General features: G+C 69.3%; 18 protein-coding genes and 1 pseudogene. 9 read left to right on the top strand and 10 right to left on the bottom strand.

Annotated features, from left to right (window positions below; genetic code table 11):
• The first annotated feature begins 12 nt into the window (after window positions 1-12).
• The gene (locus Hhyl6_RS08365; RefSeq protein ID WP_483738754.1) at window positions 13-630 is read left to right on the top strand and encodes a cell division protein CdpA domain-containing protein; all 618 of its coding nucleotides are present in this window, start codon (window positions 13-15) and stop codon (window positions 628-630) included.
• Between the two features lie 54 nt (window positions 631-684).
• On the top strand, window positions 685-1,611 hold the full coding sequence (locus tag Hhyl6_RS08360) for a phosphotransferase (protein ID WP_483738753.1): 927 nt from the start codon (window positions 685-687) through the stop codon (window positions 1,609-1,611).
• 15 nt (window positions 1,612-1,626) lie between these two features.
• On the opposite strand, the gene Hhyl6_RS08355 is transcribed toward Hhyl6_RS08360, so the two are convergent.
• The gene (locus Hhyl6_RS08355) at window positions 1,627-2,481 is read right to left on the bottom strand and encodes a DUF4382 domain-containing protein (protein WP_483738752.1); all 855 of its coding nucleotides are present in this window, start codon (window positions 2,479-2,481) and stop codon (window positions 1,627-1,629) included.
• A gap of 120 nt (window positions 2,482-2,601) precedes the next feature.
• On the opposite strand from Hhyl6_RS08355, the gene hjc reads away from it, so the two are divergent.
• A complete protein-coding gene (gene hjc / locus Hhyl6_RS08350; protein WP_483738751.1) occupies window positions 2,602-3,120 on the top strand; it encodes a Holliday junction resolvase Hjc in 519 nt (172 codons plus the stop codon).
• A 183-nt stretch (window positions 3,121-3,303) separates the two neighbouring features.
• On the opposite strand, the gene Hhyl6_RS08345 is transcribed toward hjc, so the two are convergent.
• Entirely contained in the window at window positions 3,304-3,936 is a 633-nt protein-coding gene (locus tag Hhyl6_RS08345; RefSeq protein WP_483738750.1) for an SWIM zinc finger family protein, read from the bottom strand.
• A gap of 147 nt (window positions 3,937-4,083) precedes the next feature.
• Here Hhyl6_RS08345 and Hhyl6_RS08340 point away from each other — a divergent pair, with 147 nt between their 5' ends.
• Complete coding sequence (locus Hhyl6_RS08340; RefSeq protein ID WP_483738749.1) at window positions 4,084-4,293, top strand: DUF7472 family protein; 210 nt, start codon at window positions 4,084-4,086, stop codon at window positions 4,291-4,293.
• Here the strand turns inward: Hhyl6_RS08340 and priL are convergent.
• Entirely contained in the window at window positions 4,290-5,375 is a 1,086-nt protein-coding gene (gene priL, locus Hhyl6_RS08335; protein ID WP_483738748.1) for a DNA primase regulatory subunit PriL, read from the bottom strand. The two genes, Hhyl6_RS08340 and priL, sit on opposite strands and share 4 nt — an antisense overlap.
• A 94-nt stretch (window positions 5,376-5,469) precedes the next feature.
• Here priL and Hhyl6_RS08330 point away from each other — a divergent pair, with 94 nt between their 5' ends.
• Complete coding sequence (locus Hhyl6_RS08330) at window positions 5,470-6,954, top strand: MATE family efflux transporter (protein WP_483738747.1); 1,485 nt, start codon at window positions 5,470-5,472, stop codon at window positions 6,952-6,954.
• Between the two features lie 106 nt (window positions 6,955-7,060).
• Window positions 7,061-8,546: pseudogene (locus Hhyl6_RS08325) on the top strand (MATE family efflux transporter).
• 89 nt (window positions 8,547-8,635) lie between these two features.
• Here the strand turns inward: Hhyl6_RS08325 and Hhyl6_RS08320 are convergent.
• From Hhyl6_RS08320 to Hhyl6_RS08310, 3 genes are all read right to left on the bottom strand, one after another.
• Window positions 8,636-9,913, bottom strand: a complete 1,278-nt coding sequence (locus Hhyl6_RS08320) for an adenosylhomocysteinase (protein ID WP_483738746.1) — start codon at window positions 9,911-9,913, stop codon at window positions 8,636-8,638.
• Window positions 9,914-9,961: 48 nt separating this feature from the next.
• On the bottom strand, window positions 9,962-11,182 hold the full coding sequence (locus Hhyl6_RS08315) for a DNA primase (protein WP_483738745.1): 1,221 nt from the start codon (window positions 11,180-11,182) through the stop codon (window positions 9,962-9,964).
• 126 nt (window positions 11,183-11,308) lie between these two features.
• Complete coding sequence (locus Hhyl6_RS08310; protein WP_483738744.1) at window positions 11,309-12,610, bottom strand: amidohydrolase; 1,302 nt, start codon at window positions 12,608-12,610, stop codon at window positions 11,309-11,311.
• 132 nt (window positions 12,611-12,742) lie between these two features.
• Between Hhyl6_RS08310 and Hhyl6_RS08305 the strand changes: the two genes are divergently transcribed.
• Genes Hhyl6_RS08305 through hisG form a run of 3 tightly spaced genes read left to right on the top strand, consistent with a single transcriptional unit; the run spans window position 12,743 to window position 15,462 of the window.
• Window positions 12,743-13,312 (top strand): hypothetical protein, encoded by a 570-nt coding sequence (locus Hhyl6_RS08305; protein ID WP_483738743.1) that lies wholly within the window; start codon window positions 12,743-12,745, stop codon window positions 13,310-13,312.
• Between the two features lie 60 nt (window positions 13,313-13,372).
• A complete protein-coding gene (locus Hhyl6_RS08300) occupies window positions 13,373-14,572 on the top strand; it encodes an MFS transporter (protein WP_483738742.1) in 1,200 nt (399 codons plus the stop codon).
• A gap of 44 nt (window positions 14,573-14,616) precedes the next feature.
• Window positions 14,617-15,462 (top strand): ATP phosphoribosyltransferase, encoded by an 846-nt coding sequence (gene hisG / locus Hhyl6_RS08295; RefSeq protein WP_483738741.1) that lies wholly within the window; start codon window positions 14,617-14,619, stop codon window positions 15,460-15,462.
• Window positions 15,463-15,474: 12 nt separating this feature from the next.
• Here hisG and Hhyl6_RS08290 read toward each other — a convergent pair whose 3' ends face one another.
• The 4 genes from Hhyl6_RS08290 to Hhyl6_RS08275 all read right to left on the bottom strand — a co-directional run bounded on the left by Hhyl6_RS08290 (window position 15,475) and on the right by Hhyl6_RS08275 (window position 19,402).
• Entirely contained in the window at window positions 15,475-17,100 is a 1,626-nt protein-coding gene (locus Hhyl6_RS08290) for a gamma-glutamyltransferase family protein (protein WP_483738740.1), read from the bottom strand.
• Window positions 17,101-17,137: 37 nt separating this feature from the next.
• A complete protein-coding gene (locus Hhyl6_RS08285) occupies window positions 17,138-18,376 on the bottom strand; it encodes an MFS transporter (protein WP_483738739.1) in 1,239 nt (412 codons plus the stop codon).
• On the bottom strand, window positions 18,377-18,766 hold the full coding sequence (locus Hhyl6_RS08280; protein WP_483738738.1) for a DUF7473 family protein: 390 nt from the start codon (window positions 18,764-18,766) through the stop codon (window positions 18,377-18,379).
• A gap of 75 nt (window positions 18,767-18,841) precedes the next feature.
• Entirely contained in the window at window positions 18,842-19,402 is a 561-nt protein-coding gene (locus Hhyl6_RS08275) for a TATA-box-binding protein (protein WP_166967082.1), read from the bottom strand.
• Window positions 19,403-19,430 lie beyond the last annotated feature (28 nt).

The raw sequence follows: 19,430 nt of genomic DNA, 5'->3' as shown, positions 1-19,430 counted from the left end.
CAACGACAGCACATGGAGAGTCTCGGAGACGCCTACGCCGGTGACTCCCGCTGGACGGGTCGGGACCCCCGTCGCGTCTACGCCGGGGCCGCGCTGGGCGTCGTGGGGGTGTTGGCCGTCGTCACGGCCGTCCTCGTGGTGACGACGCCGCTGTCGACCCTGTTGGGGGCAAGCGACCTCCGCGCCGCCGAGAAACTCGCCGGGACGCTGGGCGGCCTCGGCATCCCCGCGCTGTTCCTCTCGGTCGTCGCCGTCCTGCCGTCCTCGCGCCGGGAGCAGGTCGGCGTCGCCGTCGGCACCGGCCTCTGTCTGGTCGGCATCGTCCTGTTCCAGCGAGCGTACCCACACCGCTGGACGACGGGCGCGGAGACGATGGCCTTCGAGACGACGATGGCGTACTTCCTCGGCGCCGGACTGGCCTTCTGGTTCGTCTTCACCGCGATGGCGAGTTTCCGGGCGCGGAACAACCCACAGGGGATGGTCCGACTGGAACTCACCCACAGGGGCGAGTCGAAGACGGTGCAGGTCTCCCCCGAGGAGTACCAGCGCTACGCGAACGCGGTCCGGAGCGACGGCGGCGAGACGGAAGAGATTATCCGCGAAATCGAGTCGCGGGCCGAAGACGATTGAGCGGCCCTGTAGCCCAGAACGCCCCGCCGCAGCGACCCGATTCCACTGATACCGATGCCCTCGCCAGACGCCATCCTCGACAAGTACTCGACTGACACGTACGCTGTCGTCGATGTCCTCCACGCAGTCCCGCCCTACTGTGTTCACGAGGTGCGCCTCGACGGGACGCGGGCCGTCCTCAAGCGTGACGCCCACCCACGCGGCGAGGCCGCCGTCGAGGGGGCCGTCCAGACGTTCGTCGCCGCCGAGACGCCAGCGCCAGCACCGCCGGTCCTCGCCGTCGGCGACGACCACTTCCTCGCGGCGTGGGACCCCGATGTCCCGCCGCAGGACCCACCCACGACCGAACGGTGGGCCCGGGTGGCCGGTCACTGTCTCGCCCGCCTACACGACGCGACGGCCGAGGCTTTCGACGGGTGGGGCCGTCCCCGACCCCGCGACTGCTCGCTCGCCGGCGGACCACACGACGACTGGCGGACGGCCGTCCTCGCCCGACTCGACCACCATCGCTCGTTTCTCACCGACCGTGGATACGCCGACGTCGTCGACCGGGTGGCCGACCGAATCGCGGCGACGCCCGACGCCTTCGCCGGGGCTGGCCCACCGGTCCTCTGTCACGGCAACGCTCTCCCAGCCCACGTCGGGGTCGTCGACCGGCAGGCAGCGGCGCTCATCGACTTCGAACACGCGCTGGTCGCTCCAGCCGAGTACGACTACTGGCGGACCGTCGGCCCGCTGGTTGAGGGCGGCGACGCGCCCGACGGTATTGGGGTGGCCTTCCGCGAGGGGTACGAGTCCGTCCGGTCGCTGCCCGACGGTTTCAGCTCCCGCCGGCCGTACTACCGGTTGCTGAACGGTGTCTCGTACCTCGAAGCGCTGTTCCTCCAGAAACAGGTGCCGAAACAGGAGCGTCGCGAGCGCGCCGACGCGTTCCGAGCGTCCATCGAGGAGACGCTCGCCGCTGTCGGCGAGCGCGGGTAGCGGGGACGACCGACCTCACGCCCGCGACTGGTTCCCGTTCGCCCCGTCGTCCGCGGCGTCGCCTGCCGTCTCGGTGGTCTCTGTCTCCTCGGTCTCTCCTGCCTCCGACGTCTCGTCGGCCTCGACCTCCTCTACCTCTACGTCCTCGCCGGCGACGCCGCTCTCGCTGATGACCGGCAGGAGGTTGTAGCCGTTCGGTCCCTTCTCGACGACGCTGATGTCGAAGACGAACTCGACGCCTTCGCCGGCCGTCACCTCGAAGGGCTTCACTATCTGGAGTTTCTCGCTGGGCACCTTCACCGGAACCGTCTCACCGTCGACGACGCCCGCGACGTCCGCGACGGCGAGTTCGATTTTGGCGTAGCGCCCGGCCGCCAGTCGCTCGTCGAGGACGCCGACGGCTCGGTCCCCGACGACCGTCGTCAGGTCGACTGTCGGGTCGTCGAGGTCGAAGACGCGAACGTTCCCGTCGCCGCTCGCCTCGCCGTCCTCGTCCGCTTCCTCGTCTCCCTCCTGTTCGACGGTCTCGGTCGCCGTGTCGGTCTCGGTCGCCGTGTCGGTCTCGGTCGCCGTGTCGGTCTCCGTCTGCGATTCCGTACCGCGCTCCGTGTCTGTCTCCTCCTCTCCCGTCGCTCGGTACACACGCGCCGCGTCGAAGGTCACGTCTAGCGAGTCGAAGTCCTCGATGGCCGCGGGGCGGTCGCTGACGAGCAACCTGAACGTCCCGGTCGTCGACTGGGCGGTCCCGGCGCTGTCGGTACCGTCGGTGGCCTCGCCGGTCGATTCGCCGTCGCCACTCCCTCCGCCACACCCGGCGACGAACGTCGCTCCGACTGTGGCGGTCGTGCTGATGAACGAGCGTCTGTCCATGTCCGCCCGTCAGGAGTACGGCCGTATATAAGGGGCCGTTCGTTCAGGGTCCCGGCGGCGGATAAACGGAATGAACGCCGGACCTGAACGGTTTTACGCCGGAGTGCCTAGGAGCGGACAATGGCAAACTCGAACGCGAAGGGGGACCGCCGCGAGCGGGAGTTGGTCAACGCGCTTGACGAGGCGGGGTTCGCGGTGATGCGTGCGCCGGCAAGCGGGAGCGCGACCGAGCGAGAACTGCCGGACGTGTTGACCGGCGACGGCGAGACGTTCTACGCCATCGAGGCCAAATCCAGCGCCGGCGACCCCATCTACCTGACCGGCGAGGAGATAGAGGCGCTGCTCTTTTTCGCGCGCAACTTCGGCGCGAAACCCCGCGTCGGCGTCCGCTTCGACCGCGAGGACTGGTACTTCTTCCACCCCGGCGACCTCTACACGACCGACGGCGGGAACTACCGCGTCAAGAAGGAGACGGCACTCTCGGAGGGCACCGACTTCGAGGAGTTCGTCGGCCACTCCGAGAAGGTCACGCTGGAGGAGGTGGCCGACGACGGCCCGGACCAGACGGTGTTGGACGTCCTCTCGGCGTTCGAGCGCGGCGACTTGGAGATAGAGGAGGCGGCCGCGATGCTGGAGTAGCGAGGGACTGAGCGAAGCGAAGTCCCTCGAAACGGAACGGCGACCGTAGGGAGCCGTGGACCGAGCGAGGCGTTGAAGGGGATGTGACACCCCGAAGCGCCGCAGTGACCGGCGGGAACCGAGGTGGTGTCCCGGTGCTCGAGCGGTGCGTGCGCGCTGACGAACCGCCGGACGTCTCCCCCCTCACTCGACCAGTTCGGCGTCGGTCCGGTGCAGTCGGGAGTAGGGGAACGCGTACCGCCGCGGGTCTTTCCGCCGGGTCGCGTCGGCGAGGTACGTCACTTCGACCACGACGTCGTCCTCGGGGTACCCCTCGTTGGTGTCGTGGGCGGCGACGGTCCGACCGGTCGCCTCGATGACGTACTCGTCGGCCCGGTCTGCGCTCACGCCAGCGACGACGAGGCTGTCGCCCGTCTCGCGGTCGACCACGACGTCGCCCGGCGCGACCCGACATCGCTCGCAGAAGTGGGGCGGGTCGGCGGCCTCGGGCACGAACGCGACGGCCCCGCAGACGTCACAGCGGGCGCGTTCGTGGTCCGGCGGGGCCACGCGACGGGCCGTAATCTCGATGGCGACGCGGCGCAGGTGCTTGCACTGCTCGCCGCGAATCTGGTTGTCCGGGCAGGTACAGGAGTGGTCCGCGAGGTCCACGAGGTACGTGTGGCCGCTCTCGGAGGTGACGGCGTAGGTACTGCCCTCGCGCGGCCGGACGGCCATGCGCTCGGTCCACGCGCGGGCCGCGCGGGCGTCGAGCTTGCTGGGGTCCGGTGCGAGTGCAGTTCGCTCCGAATCGGCGGATGGCTCGATGAGTGTCATAGCGGGCGGACACGGCTGTATTTCTCGGTGTGTCCAGTCGAAACGTAGGGTCTCCACGGAGGTAAACGTCTCGGCCGTCGGCTCGCTGAGTGGGGGCGTTGGGGCCGCTTCGACACTCTTTTGCCCGGCCCGGCGATACCGCGGGACATGGAAATCGACCGGGAGGCCATCGTGCAGGTCGTGGTCTCGGCCATCGCGCTGGTGACGTTCGTCGCCGCCGCTGTCTTCGTCTCGCTGAACTTCTCCAGTAACGGCGGCCTCACCTCTCAGGGCGGCGTCGCCGTCATCGGCGCTATCGGACTGTTCATCGTCGTGATGCTCGCCGCGGGCATCTGGATGGAACGACAGCAGTTCTAAGCGTCGGCCTCGTCCTCACCGCTCTCGCCGTTCTCCTCGCGCCAGTCGACCAGTTCGTCGTCCTCGGCGTCGTCTATCTTCTGCTCGTAGTAGGCCATCGGGTGTGAGATGCGCTCACAGAGGTCGTCCTTGTTGACGCAGTCGCCGTAGGAGACCATCGTCGAACACGCCGGCGTCGAGTACTCGGTGGGGCTGGTGTCGCCGCGGATGTGGTCGACCTGATAGCGCGTGGCCTCCTCGCCGAACCCCGGGTTCACCTGGAAGAGGTCGACGATTTCGTCGGTCGTCATCCCGATGCTGGTGAGGAACGCGGCGATGGCGAACCGGGAGTGGTGTTCGAGGTGTTCGCCCTTCTGCACTTGGTCCAGCAGCGCCTGCATGCAGGGCGGGAACAGTTCGGGGACGACGGTGTCTATCTCGCGGGTCAGGTCGAGTTCGGCGAGGATGTCCTGTAGCCGCTCTACCTCCTCGTCGAGTTCGTCGGCGATGGCGTCGGGCACGTCGAAGGGCAGGCCGTCGGCGACGCGGTGCCGGATGGCCTGTTTCAGCAGGACGTGGAGTTCCTCGGCGGCGATGCGAACGCGGCCGTCTGCCAGCGGCCGGTTGACGAGGCGCCACTGGTCGCCCCGCTGGTCGGCCGCCAAGTCGAGGTACGCGCCGACGTCCACCCAGTACCCGCGGTCGGACTCGTGGACCGACCCCGCGAGGTCGAACTCCGACAGCAGGTCGCGCAACTCGACGCGCTCGCTCTGGGTGGACTTGAACTCCGTCGTCGCCGCGAACTCCTCGCCGAACCGCTCGCGGGCCGTCTCGGCCTCCGCGCGGGCGTACTTGCGGGTGCAGACGTGCTGGTCGACCAGCGAGACGAGGACGCGGGCCACCGGGTAGGAGAGGAGTTCGACGCGGGTCCGGCGGTGTGGCTCGCCGACGGTGCCGTCCGTGATAGCGTGTTCGACCCGCTCCAGCGCCCGTTGCGTGACGGCCTCGTCGGTGGCGACGACCTCGCCCAAATCCACCGCGGCGGCCTCGACGGCCTCGCGGGCGGCGGCGAGGAACGGGTAGCGAGCGTGGAGCGGCTGCATGGACTGGCGTTGCGCGTGTGGCCGAATAAAATCCCCGTTCCGGGCCGCCTCGAATCCCGACGAATTATCACATCACATCTGTCTATGGTCGGACGTGACAGCGACCGACCGCTCCGTCGACCTGACCGAGGGGCCGCTCTTGCGGCCACTGCTCGCCCTCTCACTGCCGCTCGTGGGAACACAGCTCCTGCAGGTCGCGTACAACCTCGTCGATACGTTCGTCGTCGGCCGACTGGGCGACGAGGCGGTGGCGGCGCTGACCTACTCGCTCCCCTTTATCTTCCTCACCATCTCGCTGGGGAGCGGGCTCACCGTCGCCGGCACCGTCCTCGTCTCACAGCACCGGGGGGCCGGCAACGACGACCGGGTGCGGGCCGTCGCCGGGCAGACCATCGCCGTCACGGCCGTCGTCTCTGGGCTCCTGTCGGTCGTGGGCTACCTCCTCGCGCCGACGCTGTTGCCGTACATCGGGACGACGCCGGGGACGGCGATTCACGCGATGGCCGTCGAGTACACCCGCATCGTCTTCGCGGGGACGGCGTTCATGTTCGGCGCGTTCGCGTTTCAGGCCATCCTCAGGGGGTGGGGGGACACCCGGACGCCGATGTACCTCATGTTCGGCAGCGTCGTCGCCAACGCGGTGCTGGACCCGTTCTTCGTGCTGGGGTTCGACGGCAACGTCGTCTTCTCCCTGCTCGGCTTGGGCGGCCTCGAAGCGACGCTGTACGCGCTCACCGGGTTCTCCGGGATGGGCGTCGCCGGGGCGGCCGTCGCCACTGTCATCTCCCGAGGGGGGGCCGCGCTAGCGGGGTTCTGGCTCCTCTTCTCGGGCCGCCTCGGCTTCGCAATCTCGCCGTCTGACCTCGCACCGGACCGCGAGACGGTCCGGAAGATACTGGACGTGGGCGGCCCCGCCGGCCTCGAACGGTCGGCGGACTCGCTGGCCTACACCGGGATGACCGTCCTCGTGGCGATGGTCGGCACCGACGCCGTCGCCGCTTACGGCGTCGGCAACCGCATCAACACCCTCGTCTACCTCCCGGCAGTGGGCCTCGCGCAGGGCGTCGAGACGGCCGTCGGCCAGAACCTCGGCGCGGACCGGTCGGGCCGCGCGCGTCGGGCGGTCCTGCTGGCGACGGGCCTCGGCGGTGGCGTCTTCCTCCTCGCCAGTCTGGGCGCGTACGCCTTCGCCGCGGCCATCGTCGCTCTCTTCTTCGACGTGAGCCAGACGGCCCCCGCGGTGCTCTCGATGGGCGCCGACTACTTCCGGGTCATCGGCCCGACGTACGTGTTCATGGGTCTCTTCCACCTCCTGAACGCCGCCTTCCGCGGGGCCGGAAGCACGCGGACGGCGCTGGGGTTCTCCATCGCCTCGCAGTGGTTCTTCCGCATCCCGCCGACGCTCGCGCTCGTCACCGTCGTCGGGATGGGCGCGGCGGGCGTCTGGTGGGGCATCGCGCTCTCGCACGTCGCCGCCGCGGCGCTCGTAGCGGTCTGGTATCTCGTCGGCGACTGGGACGAGTCGGTCGTCGAGGCGGACGAACAGGCCGACGAAGACGCACCCGCCACGGCCGACTGACGTGCTGTGAGATAGTGTCACAACCTCACGGAACGGCTATACTGACTGACCATCCAGTCAGTACTATGCTGGTCCCCTTCTCTCTCCCTGTCCGGAGGTGTCGACGGTGACGGCGACGAGCGAGCAGTCCGAGCGGTTCACGCAGGGGACGCTCCTCTGGCCCCTGCTGACGCTGGCCGCGCCGCTGGTCGCCACGCAACTCCTCCAGACGCTGTACAACATCGCCGACACCTTCTGGGTCGGCCGTCTGGGACAGGACGCGGTGAGCGCCCTCTCGTTCTCGTGGCCCATCGTCTTCCTGCTGGTGAGCGTCGGCGGCGGGATGACCGGGGCCGGGACCATCCTCATCTCCCAGCACACGGGCGCGGAGAACGACGACCGCGTGAGCCACGTCGCCGGCCAGACGCTGGTGTTCGTCACCGCTCTCTCGGTGGCCATCTCCGTCGTCGGCTACCTCCTGACGCCGACGCTGTTGCAGGCCATCGGCACCGAGGCCGGCACGCCCATCCACGAGATGGCCGTCACCTACACGCGCTACGTCTTCCTCGGCCTGTACTTCATGCTCGGGTTCTTCGTCTTTCAGGCGCTCCTGCGTGGCTGGGGCGACACGAAGACCCCGATGTACCTGATGGTCGGGAGCGTCGCGCTCAACGTCGTCTTGGACCCGATACTCATCCTCGGCTTCGCCGACAACCCCCTGTTCGCGTGGCTCGGACTGGAGGGTGGCCGCGAGCGCGCTCGCGGCGACGGGCTTCACCGGCCTCGGCGTCGAGGGCGCCGCCATCGCCACGATATTCTCGCGCGGACTGGCCGCCGCGGTGGGCCTCTGGTTGCTGTTCTCGGGCCGGGTCGGCATCGAACTCTCGCTGTCGGACCTCCGCCCCGACGTCCCGGAGATTCGGAAAATCGTCAGCGTCGGCGCGCCCCTCAGCGTCGAGACGAGCACGCAGGCGCTGTCGGTGACGGTTATGACGGCGTTGGTCGCGCTCGTCGGGTCCGACGCCGTCGCCGCCTACGGCATCGGCGGCCGCCTCACGTCGCTGGTCTGGCTCCCGATGGTCGGGATGGGGATGGCCGTCGAGACGGTCGTCGGCCAGAACCTCGGCGCCGGGAAGCGCGCCCGCGCCCGCCGGACGGTCCTGCTCGCCAGCGGCATCCTCGTCTCGGTGTTCCTCCTCGCCAGCCTCGTCGTCACGCAGTTCGCCCCGGCCATCGTCGGGGTGTTCATCACTGGCGAGGGGGCCGCCGCCGTCGTCGACCACGGCACGTCGTTCCTCCGCATCGTCGCGCCGACGTGGGCCGTGATGGCCGTCTTCCACATGATAAACGGCGCGTTCCACGGGGCCGGGTCGACCCGCCTCTCGATGGGGCTTGGCCTGCTGACGCTGTGGGGCTTCCGCATCGTGGTCGCCGCCACCCTCGTCGTCGTGGTCGGCATGGGCGCGCCCGGCGCGTGGTACGGCATCGCCGCCTCCAACGTCGCCGCCGCCGTCGCCGGCGTCGCCTTCTTCCTGCGCGGCGGGTGGCTCGACGACGTCATCGAGGAGGAGGCGGACGAGGACGTCGGCGACGGGGCGGCCGCTACGGCGTAGCCGGCCGGAAAACGAGGGGGTCGGTTACTGCTCGCGGTTCCCTGCGGTCACCGCTCGCATTTCGGCGATTCTCGCTCCGCTCGAACCACTCAGGTCCCGTGCTGCCACGAGTCCATGTACTCGGCCTGCTCGTCGGTCAGCGCGTCGAACTCGACGCCTTCGGCCTCCAACTTGATTTCCGCCACTTCCTTGTCCAACCGGTCCGGCACGTCGTGGACGCCGGCCCCGTAGTCGTCGCCGTTCTCGACCAGTTCGCGCACGACGACGGCCTGAATCCCGAAGCTCTGGTCCATCACTTCGACCGGGTGGCCCAGCGCGATGGGCGTCGCGAGGTTGACCAGACGTCCCTCAGCGAGGACGTTCAGGCGGCGGCCGTCTTCCATCTCGTAGGCCTGCACGCCGTCGCGGGCCTCGTAGGTGTCGACGGCGAGGTCCGAGAGCGCGTCGAGGTCGATTTCCACGTCGAAGTGGCCGGCGTTGGCGAGCAAGACGCCGTCCTGCATGACCTCGAAGTGCTCTTCGACGACGACGTCTCGGTTCCCGGTCGTCGTGATGAACACGTCGCCTTCTTCCGCGGCCTCAGCCATCGGGAGCACGTCGTACCCCTCCATGTGGGCCTCTAAGGCCCGGCGGGGTTCGACTTCGGTGACGACCACGTCGGCGTTCTGGCCGCTGGCCTTCTTGGCGACGCCCTTCCCGCAGTGGCCGTAGCCGGCGACGACGACGGTCTTCCCGGCCCACGAGAGGTTCGTCGTCATGGCGATGGAGGCAAGCGAGGACTCGCCGGTGCCGTGGACGTTGTCGAACAGCCGTTTCATCGGCGTGTCGTTCACGGCGAAGACGGGGTACTCCAACTGGCCGTCCGCGTCCATCGCGCGCAGGCGGTGGACGCCGGTGGTCGTCTCCTCGGCCCCGCCGACGATGGTGTCGATGAGCTCGGGGTAGTCCTCGTGGATGGCCGCGACGAGGTCCATCCCGTCGTCGACCGTGATGGTCGGTTCGTGGTCGATGACGGCCTCGATGGCCTCGTAGTACGCCTCGTCGTCGACGCCGCGTTCGGCGTAGGAGGTGACGCCGTCGACGGCGTCGAGCGCGGCGCTCACGTCGTCGTGCGTGCTGAGCGGGTTACAGCCGGTGATGGCGACTTCGGCGCCGCCTTTCGCCAGCAGTTCGGCGAGGATGGCCGTCTTCGCCTCGACGTGCATCGCCATGCCGATGCGCTCGCCGGCGAACGGTCGGTCGGTCTCGAAGTCCTCGCGCAGCGACGCGCAGATGGGCATGTGCTGTGCTGCCCAGTCCATCTTCCGGCGGCCCGACTCGCGGGCCGACTCCACGTCGTCGAGTCGCTCCGAAATGGGTGTTGTCATGCCCGACAGAAAGCACAGAGTTCGTAAAACGCTACCGAAGGCGCTCAGCTAGTGGCCCTTGGCGTTGCCGTTCGCGTGGTCCGGCGGACCGCTCTCGCCGTCCTCGTCGTCTTCCTCGTCATCGTCTTCGTCTTCCTGTTCGACTTCTTCGTCCTGTTCGGTCTCCTCCTCGTCGGCGTCGTCGTCAGTCTCTTCTTCGTCTGCCGCTTCTTCGTCCTCTTCTTCGTCTTCGTCCTCGGTCTCGACGTCGTCTTCGTCGTCCCCGTCAGGGCCGCGGTCCTCGGGCGGGCCTGCGTGGTCGGGGGCGTTCCCGGGGTTGTTCTGGGTGACGTACTCGGAGACCTCCGGGCCGATGCCGGTGGCACCGTTCTCGAGCAGGTAGTGGACGAAGTCGGAGACGCCGGCGAACTCCTCGTCCTCGGCGGTCTGGTTGACGTATTCGAGGTCGACCGTGGTGGAGTCGGAGGCGTTGTCCGCGTTGGCGGTGACCTCGACGGTGACGTTCTCGTCGGGGGCGGCCAGCGACACCTCGCCGTCTGCGTCGGTCTGGTAGTCACCGGTGCCCTCGTAGGTGGCGTTGCCGTCGGTCGCGACCGAGACGTTGGCGTCCTCGATGGCGGTGTCGTTGCGCGTCACGTCGACGGTGACGGTCCCGTCGTCGTTCTGGGCCGCCGAGACGTCGATGCCGTCGACCAGCGTGACGTTCAGTTCGACGGTCTCTCCGTCGGTCACGGTCAGCGTCACGGGTTCGTCGTCTTCGGGCGTCGGGAGAGCGACGGTGCCGTTCTCGTCGGTCTCGTAGCTTCCGACGCCGTCGTAGTCGCTGTCGGCCTCTCGCGTGCTGACGTTGACCGTCGCGTTCTCGACGGCGGCGTCGTCGCGCGTGACCGTCACGACGACGTCACGGTTCTGTTCGACGTCGACCTCGAAGTCGGGGTCGAGTTCGACCGTCGCGGCCGCCGTCTCGCCGTCGTCGCTGGCGGTGACGGTGACGTTCACGCGCTCGTCGGGCGTCGGGAGGGCGACGGTGCCGTTCGCGTCCGTCTCGTAGCTCCCCGACCCGGCGTAACTGCCGTCGACGGCGGCGACGGTCACCGTCGCGTTCTCGACGGCGGAGCCGTTCCGCGTGACTTCGACGGTCACGTCGTCGTCTTGTGTGACTGTTACGGCGAGCGATTCGTCCGAGGTGTCGGCAGCGGCCGCCGCCGGCGCGAGGGCAGCGCCGAACAGTGCGGCGACCGCGAGGAGGGCAATCACTTGGTTTCGCATTACGTACCAGTCGTCTACCGGATACCTCTCTAAACCCCCCTCTCGTTCACACCGTTCAGTCCGATTCCCACGTTCGAATATACCGGCGTAGAACGCCCGATACGGTTCAAGACTCGCTCTGAACGTTTAACTCTCCTCGGCTCGCTCGACGAGCGCCGTCGCGTGCTCGCTCGCGCGTTCGCGAACCGCGGCCTCGTCGAACGTCGTCAGTTGGCGGTCCCGCATCAGCACCTCGCCGTCACAGACGGTGTGGCGCACGTCGCTCCCGCGGGCGGCGTAGGCCAGATGCGAGACGAGGTCGTGGGCCGGCGTGAGGTGGGGCGCGTCGAAGTCGAGGACCGCGAGGTCGGCGTTCGCGCCGGGTTCGACGCGGCCGCCGTCGAACCCCAGCAGGTCGGCCCCGTTCTCGGTCGCCATCCGGACGGCCGTCTCGGCGGCGACGGCGCTGGCGTCGTCGGCCGCGAGTTTCCCGAGCATCGCCGCGTCGCGCATCTCGTCGAACATGTCGAGGTCGTTGTTCGAGGCCGCGCCGTCGGTGCCCAGACCAACGGTGACGCCGCCGTCTAGCAACCGCTGGACCGGTGCCATCCCGCTGGCGAGTTTCATGTTCGAGGCCGGGCAGTGGACCGCGCCGGTGCCCGTCTCGGCCAGCAGGTCGATTTCGCCGTCGTCGACGTGGACGCAGTGCGCGAGGAAGGTGTCCTCGCCCAGTAGGCCCACGTCGTCGGCGTATTCGAGCGGGCGCACCCCGTGTTCCTCGACGAGGGGGTCGACCTCGGCGGTCGTCTCGTTGGCGTGGAGGTGCATCGGCAGGCCCGCCTCGACGGCCTCGGGGACGAACTCGCGGAGGTACTCCTCGCCGACGGTCGTGAGGCTGTGAGGCTGGAACGTCGTCCGAACCCGCCCGTCGGCCGCGCCGTCGAGTGCCAGCGCCACGTCCAGACTCTCCTGCATATCGGCGCGAGCGCCCTCTTCGTCCTTCCCGACGGTGACGGCGGTGTGGCCCAGCACCGCCCGCACGCCCGCCTGCTCGACGGCCGCCGCTATCTCGTCGACGTGGAAGTACATGTCAGAGAGCGCCGTCGTGCCCGACTTCACCATCTCGACGAGGCCCAGTTCCGCGCCGACGCGGACGTCCTCGGGGGTGAGTTCGGCCTCGACGGGCCAGATGTCCTCCTGCAACCACGCGTCCAGCGGCTTGTCGTCGGCGTAGCCCCGCAGGAGGGTCATCGCGACGTGGGTGTGGGCGTTGACCAGTCCCGGCATCACGAGGCCGCCGCTGGCGTCGAGTTCGTCGTCGCCCGCGAGTTCGCCCGGGGCCTCGACGGCCAGTATCTCGCCGCCGTCCCGGTCCACCAGCACGTCGGCGCGTTCGACTGTCAGGTCCGGACGGAGGACCCGTCCACCGCTCACGAGGAGTTCGCTCATGGCCGGCGGTTGGGTGGCCCCGCTCTTAGTTCGGCCGGGTCCGCGGCGACTCGAACGGGTCGCGGGCCAGCGTGCCGACTGCTCGCACGCCTCCGACGGTCCTTATCCCGCCGTCCGGCGTATCGGTCCGCGATGAACCGACTCGCCCTGCGCACCGTCTTCCTCGCGCTCTGCGTCGCCCTCGCCGGATGCGGTACCGCCTCGTTCTCGGGTCCGGAGACCGAGACGTCGACGCCGAACGCCGTCCCCGACCGGCCGACGGCGACGCCGGACGGCCCCACCACACCCGACGAGTTCGCCCTAGACGTCGCCGTCGAGGGCGACGGCCCGGTCCACGTCACCGTCCACGCTATCACCGACGGGACCGGCGGGCTACGGGTGTTCTACCCCGACGACAGCAGTCGGACGTTCCCCGAGTCGGCAACGCCCGAGGACCTCCCCGACGGTGCGCTCGACGGCGCGACGGGCGTCGAGCCGCTGGCCGACGGCGCGTCCGTCTCCTTCGAGCGACAGAACGGCACCTGGGGCGTCACGTTCTCCCACCCCGGCGGCACGGCGGCCGTCCTCTACGTCGTGACGACGCCCGACGGGGCGCTCCAGTCCGCGGCCGTCGTCGCCTGCGAGGACGGGACGCTGTCGACCCTCCGACTGACCGTCGCGGACGGGGCCGTCGTGGGCGCGGGCCACCAGTGCCGGTACTGAGGACGGTGCCGCCCCTTCCGTCACCGTCTTATCGGTCGCGCGCGTTCGCTCGGTACTCAGATGGCCGTCACCGACGCCGTCCGGCGCACCGTCAGTGGCCTCCGCGAGGGTCACCCCGGACGACTGCTCGGGGCCGTCGCAGTCGGGTGGTTCCTCGTCCTCGGGATGCGCTTCGTCGTCCCGGCGGTCCTGCCGACCATCAGCGAGGAGTTCGGCCTCTCGAACGCCGCGGCGGGGTTGGCGGTGACAGTGTTGTGGCTCACCTACGCCGCGATGCAGTTCCCGACGGGGGCGCTCATCGACCGCGTCGGCGAGCGCACCCTGCTGGTCGCCGCGGCCGTCCTCTCGGGGGCGGGTCTGCTGGCGTACTTCGTCTCGGCGACGTACGCGCTCTTCTTGCTGGCGACGGCCGCGTTCGGCCTCGGGACGGGCCTGTACGGTCCCACGCGGGGAACCGTCCTCTCGCGGACGTTCGACGCCCGGGAGGGGACCGCCTTCGGCGCGGTGATGGCCGCGGGGTCTATCGGCGCCGCCGCGCTCCCGTTCGTCGCCAGCGTCGCCACCGCCCGGTACGGCTGGCGCGTCGCGCTGGGCGGGGTCGCTCCCCTCTTTCTGGTCGTCGCCGTTGCCCTCTGGCTCTCGATTTCGGACCGGCCGAACGCGGCCGACGGCCGACGCCTCGACGAGGACCTGCGGGCGGCGCTCGACGGCATCCGCCACCGCGGCCTCCTGCTGGCCGCCGTCGGCGCGACCGTCATGCTGTTCGTCTTTCAGGCGGCGACGGCGTTCCTGACGACGTACCTCGTCACGGTGAAGACGCTGGACCAGTCCACCGCCGGGGCCGTCCTCTCGGTGCTGTTCGTCGGCGGGGCCGTCTCCCAGTTCGTGACCGGGCGCCTCGCCGACCGCTTCGGGTCGCCGCCGGTGTTGACCGCGGTGGCGCTCGTGAGCGCGGTGCCGCTTGCGTTGTTGCCGCAACTCGAGGGAGAGGTCGCACTGGCCGCCGGCGCGGCCGCAATCGGTATCCGAATGAGCGCCGGGCCGCTCTCGAACGCCTACATCGTCGACGTCCTGCCCGACGACGTGCAGGGGACCGGGTGGGGCTTGCTCCGCTCTGGCTTCTTCGCCGTCGGGTCGCTCGGGTCGACGCTGGTCGGTCTCCTCGCCGACGGCGGCCTCTTCGACGCCGCGTTCTACCTGATGGCCGGACTGACGGCGCTGGCGGCGCTGGCCTACCTCGCGCTCCCCCCTCGGGCGTGACCGGCGAGGGAAAGACAGTTGGCCCGCCGGGTGGGAGAGTGGGTATGCGCATCGCCGTCCCCAACAAGGGCCGCCTGCACGACCCGAGCGTCGAACTACTCGAACGGGCCGGCCTCCACCTCGTCGACGGGGCCGACCGCCAACTGTACGCCCAGACGGTCGACCCCGACGTGACCGTCCTCTACGCCCGCGCCGCCGACATCCCGGAGTACGTCGCCGACGGCGCCGCCGACGTGGGCATCACGGGACTGGACCAGGTCCGGGAGGCCGAGGTCGACCTCGTGGACCTGCGCGACCTCGAGTTCGGCCAGTGTCGCCTCGTGCTGGCGGCACCGGAAGACGACGACGTCACCTCCGTCGCCGACTTCGAGGGCGGCCGCGTCGCCACGGAGTTCCCGAACATCACCCGCCGGTTCTTCGAGGAACAGGGCGTCGAGGTGGACATCGCGGAGGTGTCGGGCGCGACCGAACTGACCCCGCACGTCGACATCGCCGACGGCATCGTGGACATCACCTCCACCGGGACGACCCTGCGGATGAACCGCCTCGAAGTCGTCGCCGAGGTGCTCCAGAGTTCCGTCCGTCTGTTCGCGCGCGAGGACACCGCCGACGACGAGAAGGTCCAGCAGGTGGACATGGCGCTGGGGTCGGTGCTCTCTGCCGAGGACAAGCGCTACCTGATGATGAACGCCCCCGAGGACGCCTTAGACGACGTGAAGGAGGTCCTGCCGGGGATGGGCGGGCCGACGGTGATGGACATCGCCGGCTCCGACCACGTGGCGGTCCACGCCGTCGTCGAGGAGTCGGCCGTCTTCGAGACCATCAACGACCTGAAAAACGTGGGCGCGAGCGACGTCCTCGTCACCGAAATCGAGCGGCTCATCGAGTGACCTGACCCTGGCTCAGTACACGTCGACGGTGCCGTCTTTCCGCGGTTCCGTCGCGCCCGAGAGCGTGCCGTCGTCCCAGCGCGCTATCTGTGCACCGCCGAAGTACAGCGGTACGTCCACTCTGACGTCGTGCCCACGGCGGGCGAGTTTCGAGGCCACGTCGTCGTCGAAGCGGGCCTCCGTCGCCAGCGTCCCGTCCTCACAGTAGCGCCAGCGCGGTTCGTCCAGCGCCGCCTGCAACGGCATCTCGCGGTCCAAGAGGTTCGAGAGCACCTGCACGTGGCCCTGCGGTTGCATGTACCCGCCCATCACGCCGAAGGCCGCCCAGTCGTCCGCGCCGAAGCGCGCGAGGCCCGGAATCAGCGTGTGGAACGGCCGCTTGCCCGGAGCGACGACGTTCGGGTGGGCCTCGTCCAGCGAGAACGACGCGCCGCGGTTCTGGAGGGTGAGGCCGGTCTCGCCCGCCACGAGACCGCTCCCGAACCCGTTGAACAGCGAGTTGATGAACGAGACGACGTTGCCCTCGCCGTCGGCGACGGTCAGCAGGACGGTGTCGGCGTCCTCGGCCGGCGAGTCGAGCATCCCCACCTCGGCGTCCTCGATGGCCTCCGGCCCGACCTCTGTGGCCCGCCGCTCGGCCCACTGTTTCGACGCCAGCGGCGGAATCTCCTCGTACTCCGGGTCGGTGATGTAGTGGTGGCCGTCGGTGAAGGCGATTTTCGTCGCCTCGGCCAGCAGGTGGGTCCGTTCGACCGGGTCCTCGGCCTCTGGGACGCCGACGGCCTCGGCGACGTTCAGCGCCTCCAGCGCGACGAGCCCCTGATTGTTCGGTGGGAGTTCGTACACTTCGGCGCCGCCGTAGGTGGTCGAGACGGGGTCGGGGAACTCGACTTCGAACCCGGCGAGGTCCGAGCGTTCGAGGAGGCCGCCCGCCGACTGCACGGTGTCGGCTATCTCGCCGGCGATGTCGCCCTCGTAGAACGGGTTGGCCCCATCGCTTGCCAGCGTCTCGAGCGTCGACCCGAGTTCGGGCAGGCGGACCCGCTCGCCCACCTCGGGCGCTCGTTCGCCGTCCACGAGGTACTGCTCGCGGGCCGCGTCGTTGCGCAGTTCTGGTTCACAGAGCGCCCACGCCGAAGCGATGACTTCGCTCACCGGGAACCCCTCGGTGGCGTAGTGAATGGCGTCGTCGAGGACGGCGTCCATCGAGAGGCGGCCGAACCGCTCGACGGTGGCCTCCCAGCCACGGGGCGCGCCGGGCACCGTCACCGCCAGCGGTCCGCGGTCGGGCATCTCGGCGTCCTCGGGGGCACACCCCTCGCGCTCGGCGACTCGCTCTCGCACGGTATCCAGCGTCGCCGCCTCGGGCGCGCCACCGCAGGCCCGCATCGCGCCCACGTCGCCGTCGGCGGTGCGGTAGAGGGCGAAGGTGTCCCCGCCCAGTCCGGTGCTCATCGGTTCGACGACGTTCAGCGTCGCCGCGGTGGCGACGGCCGCGTCGAAGGCGTTGCCGCCCTCGCGCAGGACGTCGATGCCTGCCTCGGCGGCGAGGGGTTGGCTGGTGGCGACGACACCGCGGGTCCCGTAGGCCGTCGACCGACGGGAGGTAAAGCGGTCCAGATTCGGCTCGCTGTCCATAGACGAACCCCGTGGCTGTCGCTGAAAACCCTTTGGCTCAGCCGTCGTGTCGCCACAGCGTCGCGGCGAACACCAGTCCGACGGCGGGGAAGACGGCCAGTCCGAGGAACGTGCCGTCGACGCCGACGACCGACAGCAGGTAGCCCGACACCGCCGCGCCGGCGGCCCCGACGCCGAAGTTCGTCAGGTAGGTGTAGCCGTAGGAGAGGCCCCGGTCACCGGGCGGACTGTGTTCGGCGATGAGCGACTGGTAGAGCGGTTGGAGGGTAAAGAGGAGGAAGCCCAACAGGACGCTCACCGCGAGCAGGGGGCCCAGTCCGGTCTCGGCGGCCGGGACGAAGAGTAGAGCGACGACGGCGAGGCCGCCGAACACCGCCGCCACGCCGGCCGTGGTGTCGATGCGGTCGGTGAGTTTCCCGCCGACGTACTGCCCGCCGATGCCGACGGTCAACAGCCCCGAGTACAGGTAGAAGGCGAGGTCGAACTCCTCGGCCAGCGGACTGCCCGGTTCGAACAGTCGGACGAACTCCGTGACGGGTGGGAGAAAGCCCCCGAGCACGTCCGGGAGGAACGTCAGCGTCCCGCGGTAGAACAGGCCGTTCATCATCACCACGACCATCGCGAGCGCGAAGCCGGTGGTGAAGAGGGCGCGGCTGTCGGCGAGGAACTCGCCGACCGAGGCCGGTGGCTCGCTCTCCTCGCCCCCGTCGGTGCTGACCGCCGCCGTCTCGTCGAACTCGGCGGTGAGCGCGTAGGCCACCGCGACGACGGCGGGGACGACCAGCAGGGCGGTGACGACCCGCCAGTCGAACGCCAGCAGGAGGAGCGCCGTGAGCAGCGGCCCCAGCGCGATGCCGGCGTTGCCGGCCATCCCGTGGTAGGCGAAGCCGGTGCCCCGCTCCTCGACGCCGGTGGAGATGAGCGCCAACCCCGCGGGGTGGTAGACGCTGGCGGCCAGCCCCCAGAGCCCCAGCGCGAGGGCGATGGTGAGCACGCCCGGGGCGACGCTCAACAGGAGAAAGGAGGCCCCCATCCCGACGAGACAGGCGGTCACCAGTTGGTTCGACCCGTAGCGGTCCGCGAGGACGCCGCCGGGCAGGGCGCCCGCGCCGAACAGCGCGTAGCCGACGGCGACCACCGTCCCGAGGAGCGCCGTCGTCACCGGGAACTCGGTGAGCCAGACGACGACGAGGATGGGAATCGAGAGTTCGTACGTGTGGACGAGGCCGTGTGCCATCCCGGTGAACGTCACGATGGCGCGGTCGTTGTCGTGCATCTATATCAGTCCGAAGATGTTGTTCAGCGCGAACCCGAGCACCGCCGCGAAGGCGAAGTGCAGGGCGACCAGCGGCGCGGTAGAGCGGGTCGACAGCCGGTAGACGGTGCTAATCGCGATGCCGTCCGCGACCAGCGTGGCGACGACCACGACGAGGACGCCGAGGCTGGGCGAGACGATACCCGACTCGACGCCCCACTGCTGGAGCAACAGCGAGACGACGGCGGGGACGGCGGCCGCCTTCGCGGCCAGTTGACTCGGGGTCTCCCCGATGAAGAACGTCGCCGCCAGATGGAGCGTGACCGCGTAGAACAGCCACGTGAGCAACAGGGTGACGACGACGGCGAGAACGCCGCCGCCGGTCAGACTCGGCGTACCGGCCTGGAGCATACCTGCGGTTGGTCATGGTGTCGCTAATGCATTGTGTTCCCGGCTACGCGCACGACCGGGCACGCGGCGGGTCGCCTAGTCGAGGAGGCCGAGTTCCTCGAGTCGGGAGACGATTTTGTCGACGGCTTCCTCGGCGTCCTCGGGCTTTTTCCCGCCAGTGATGACGAGTTTGCCGGAGCCAAAGAGCAGCGCGACGACGTCGGGTTCGTCGAGTCGGTAGACGAGGCCGGGGAACTGCTCGGGTTCGTACTCGATGTTCTCCAACCCGAGGCCGATGGCGATGGCGTTGAGGTTGAGGTTCCGACCGAGGTCGGCCGACGTGACGATGTTCTGGACGACGATTTCGGGGTCGTCGTCTACCTGGATGTTCAGGTCACGAAGCTTGTCGAAGACGATGCGCAGGCTCTGGTGGACGTCGTCCGTGGACTTCGCGCCCGTACAGACGATTTTCCCGGAGCGGAAGATGAGCGCCGCGGACTTGGGGTCCTGCGTGCGGTAGACGAGTCCGGGGAACTGCTCGGGGTCGTAGTCGGCACCCTCGAGGTCCATCGCCACGCTCTGAAGGTCGAGCTCCTGGCCGATTCCGGTCGAGGCGACGACGTTTTCGATGTTGATGGTTTCCTTGGGGTCAACCATGTCTCGACTTAAATCACGTATTTAAGGC

This window comes from Haloarcula sp. H-hyl6 (assembly GCF_056934455.1).
Note: the sequence above shows the minus strand (reverse complement) of the source record. Positions and strands in the feature narration are given on the sequence as shown.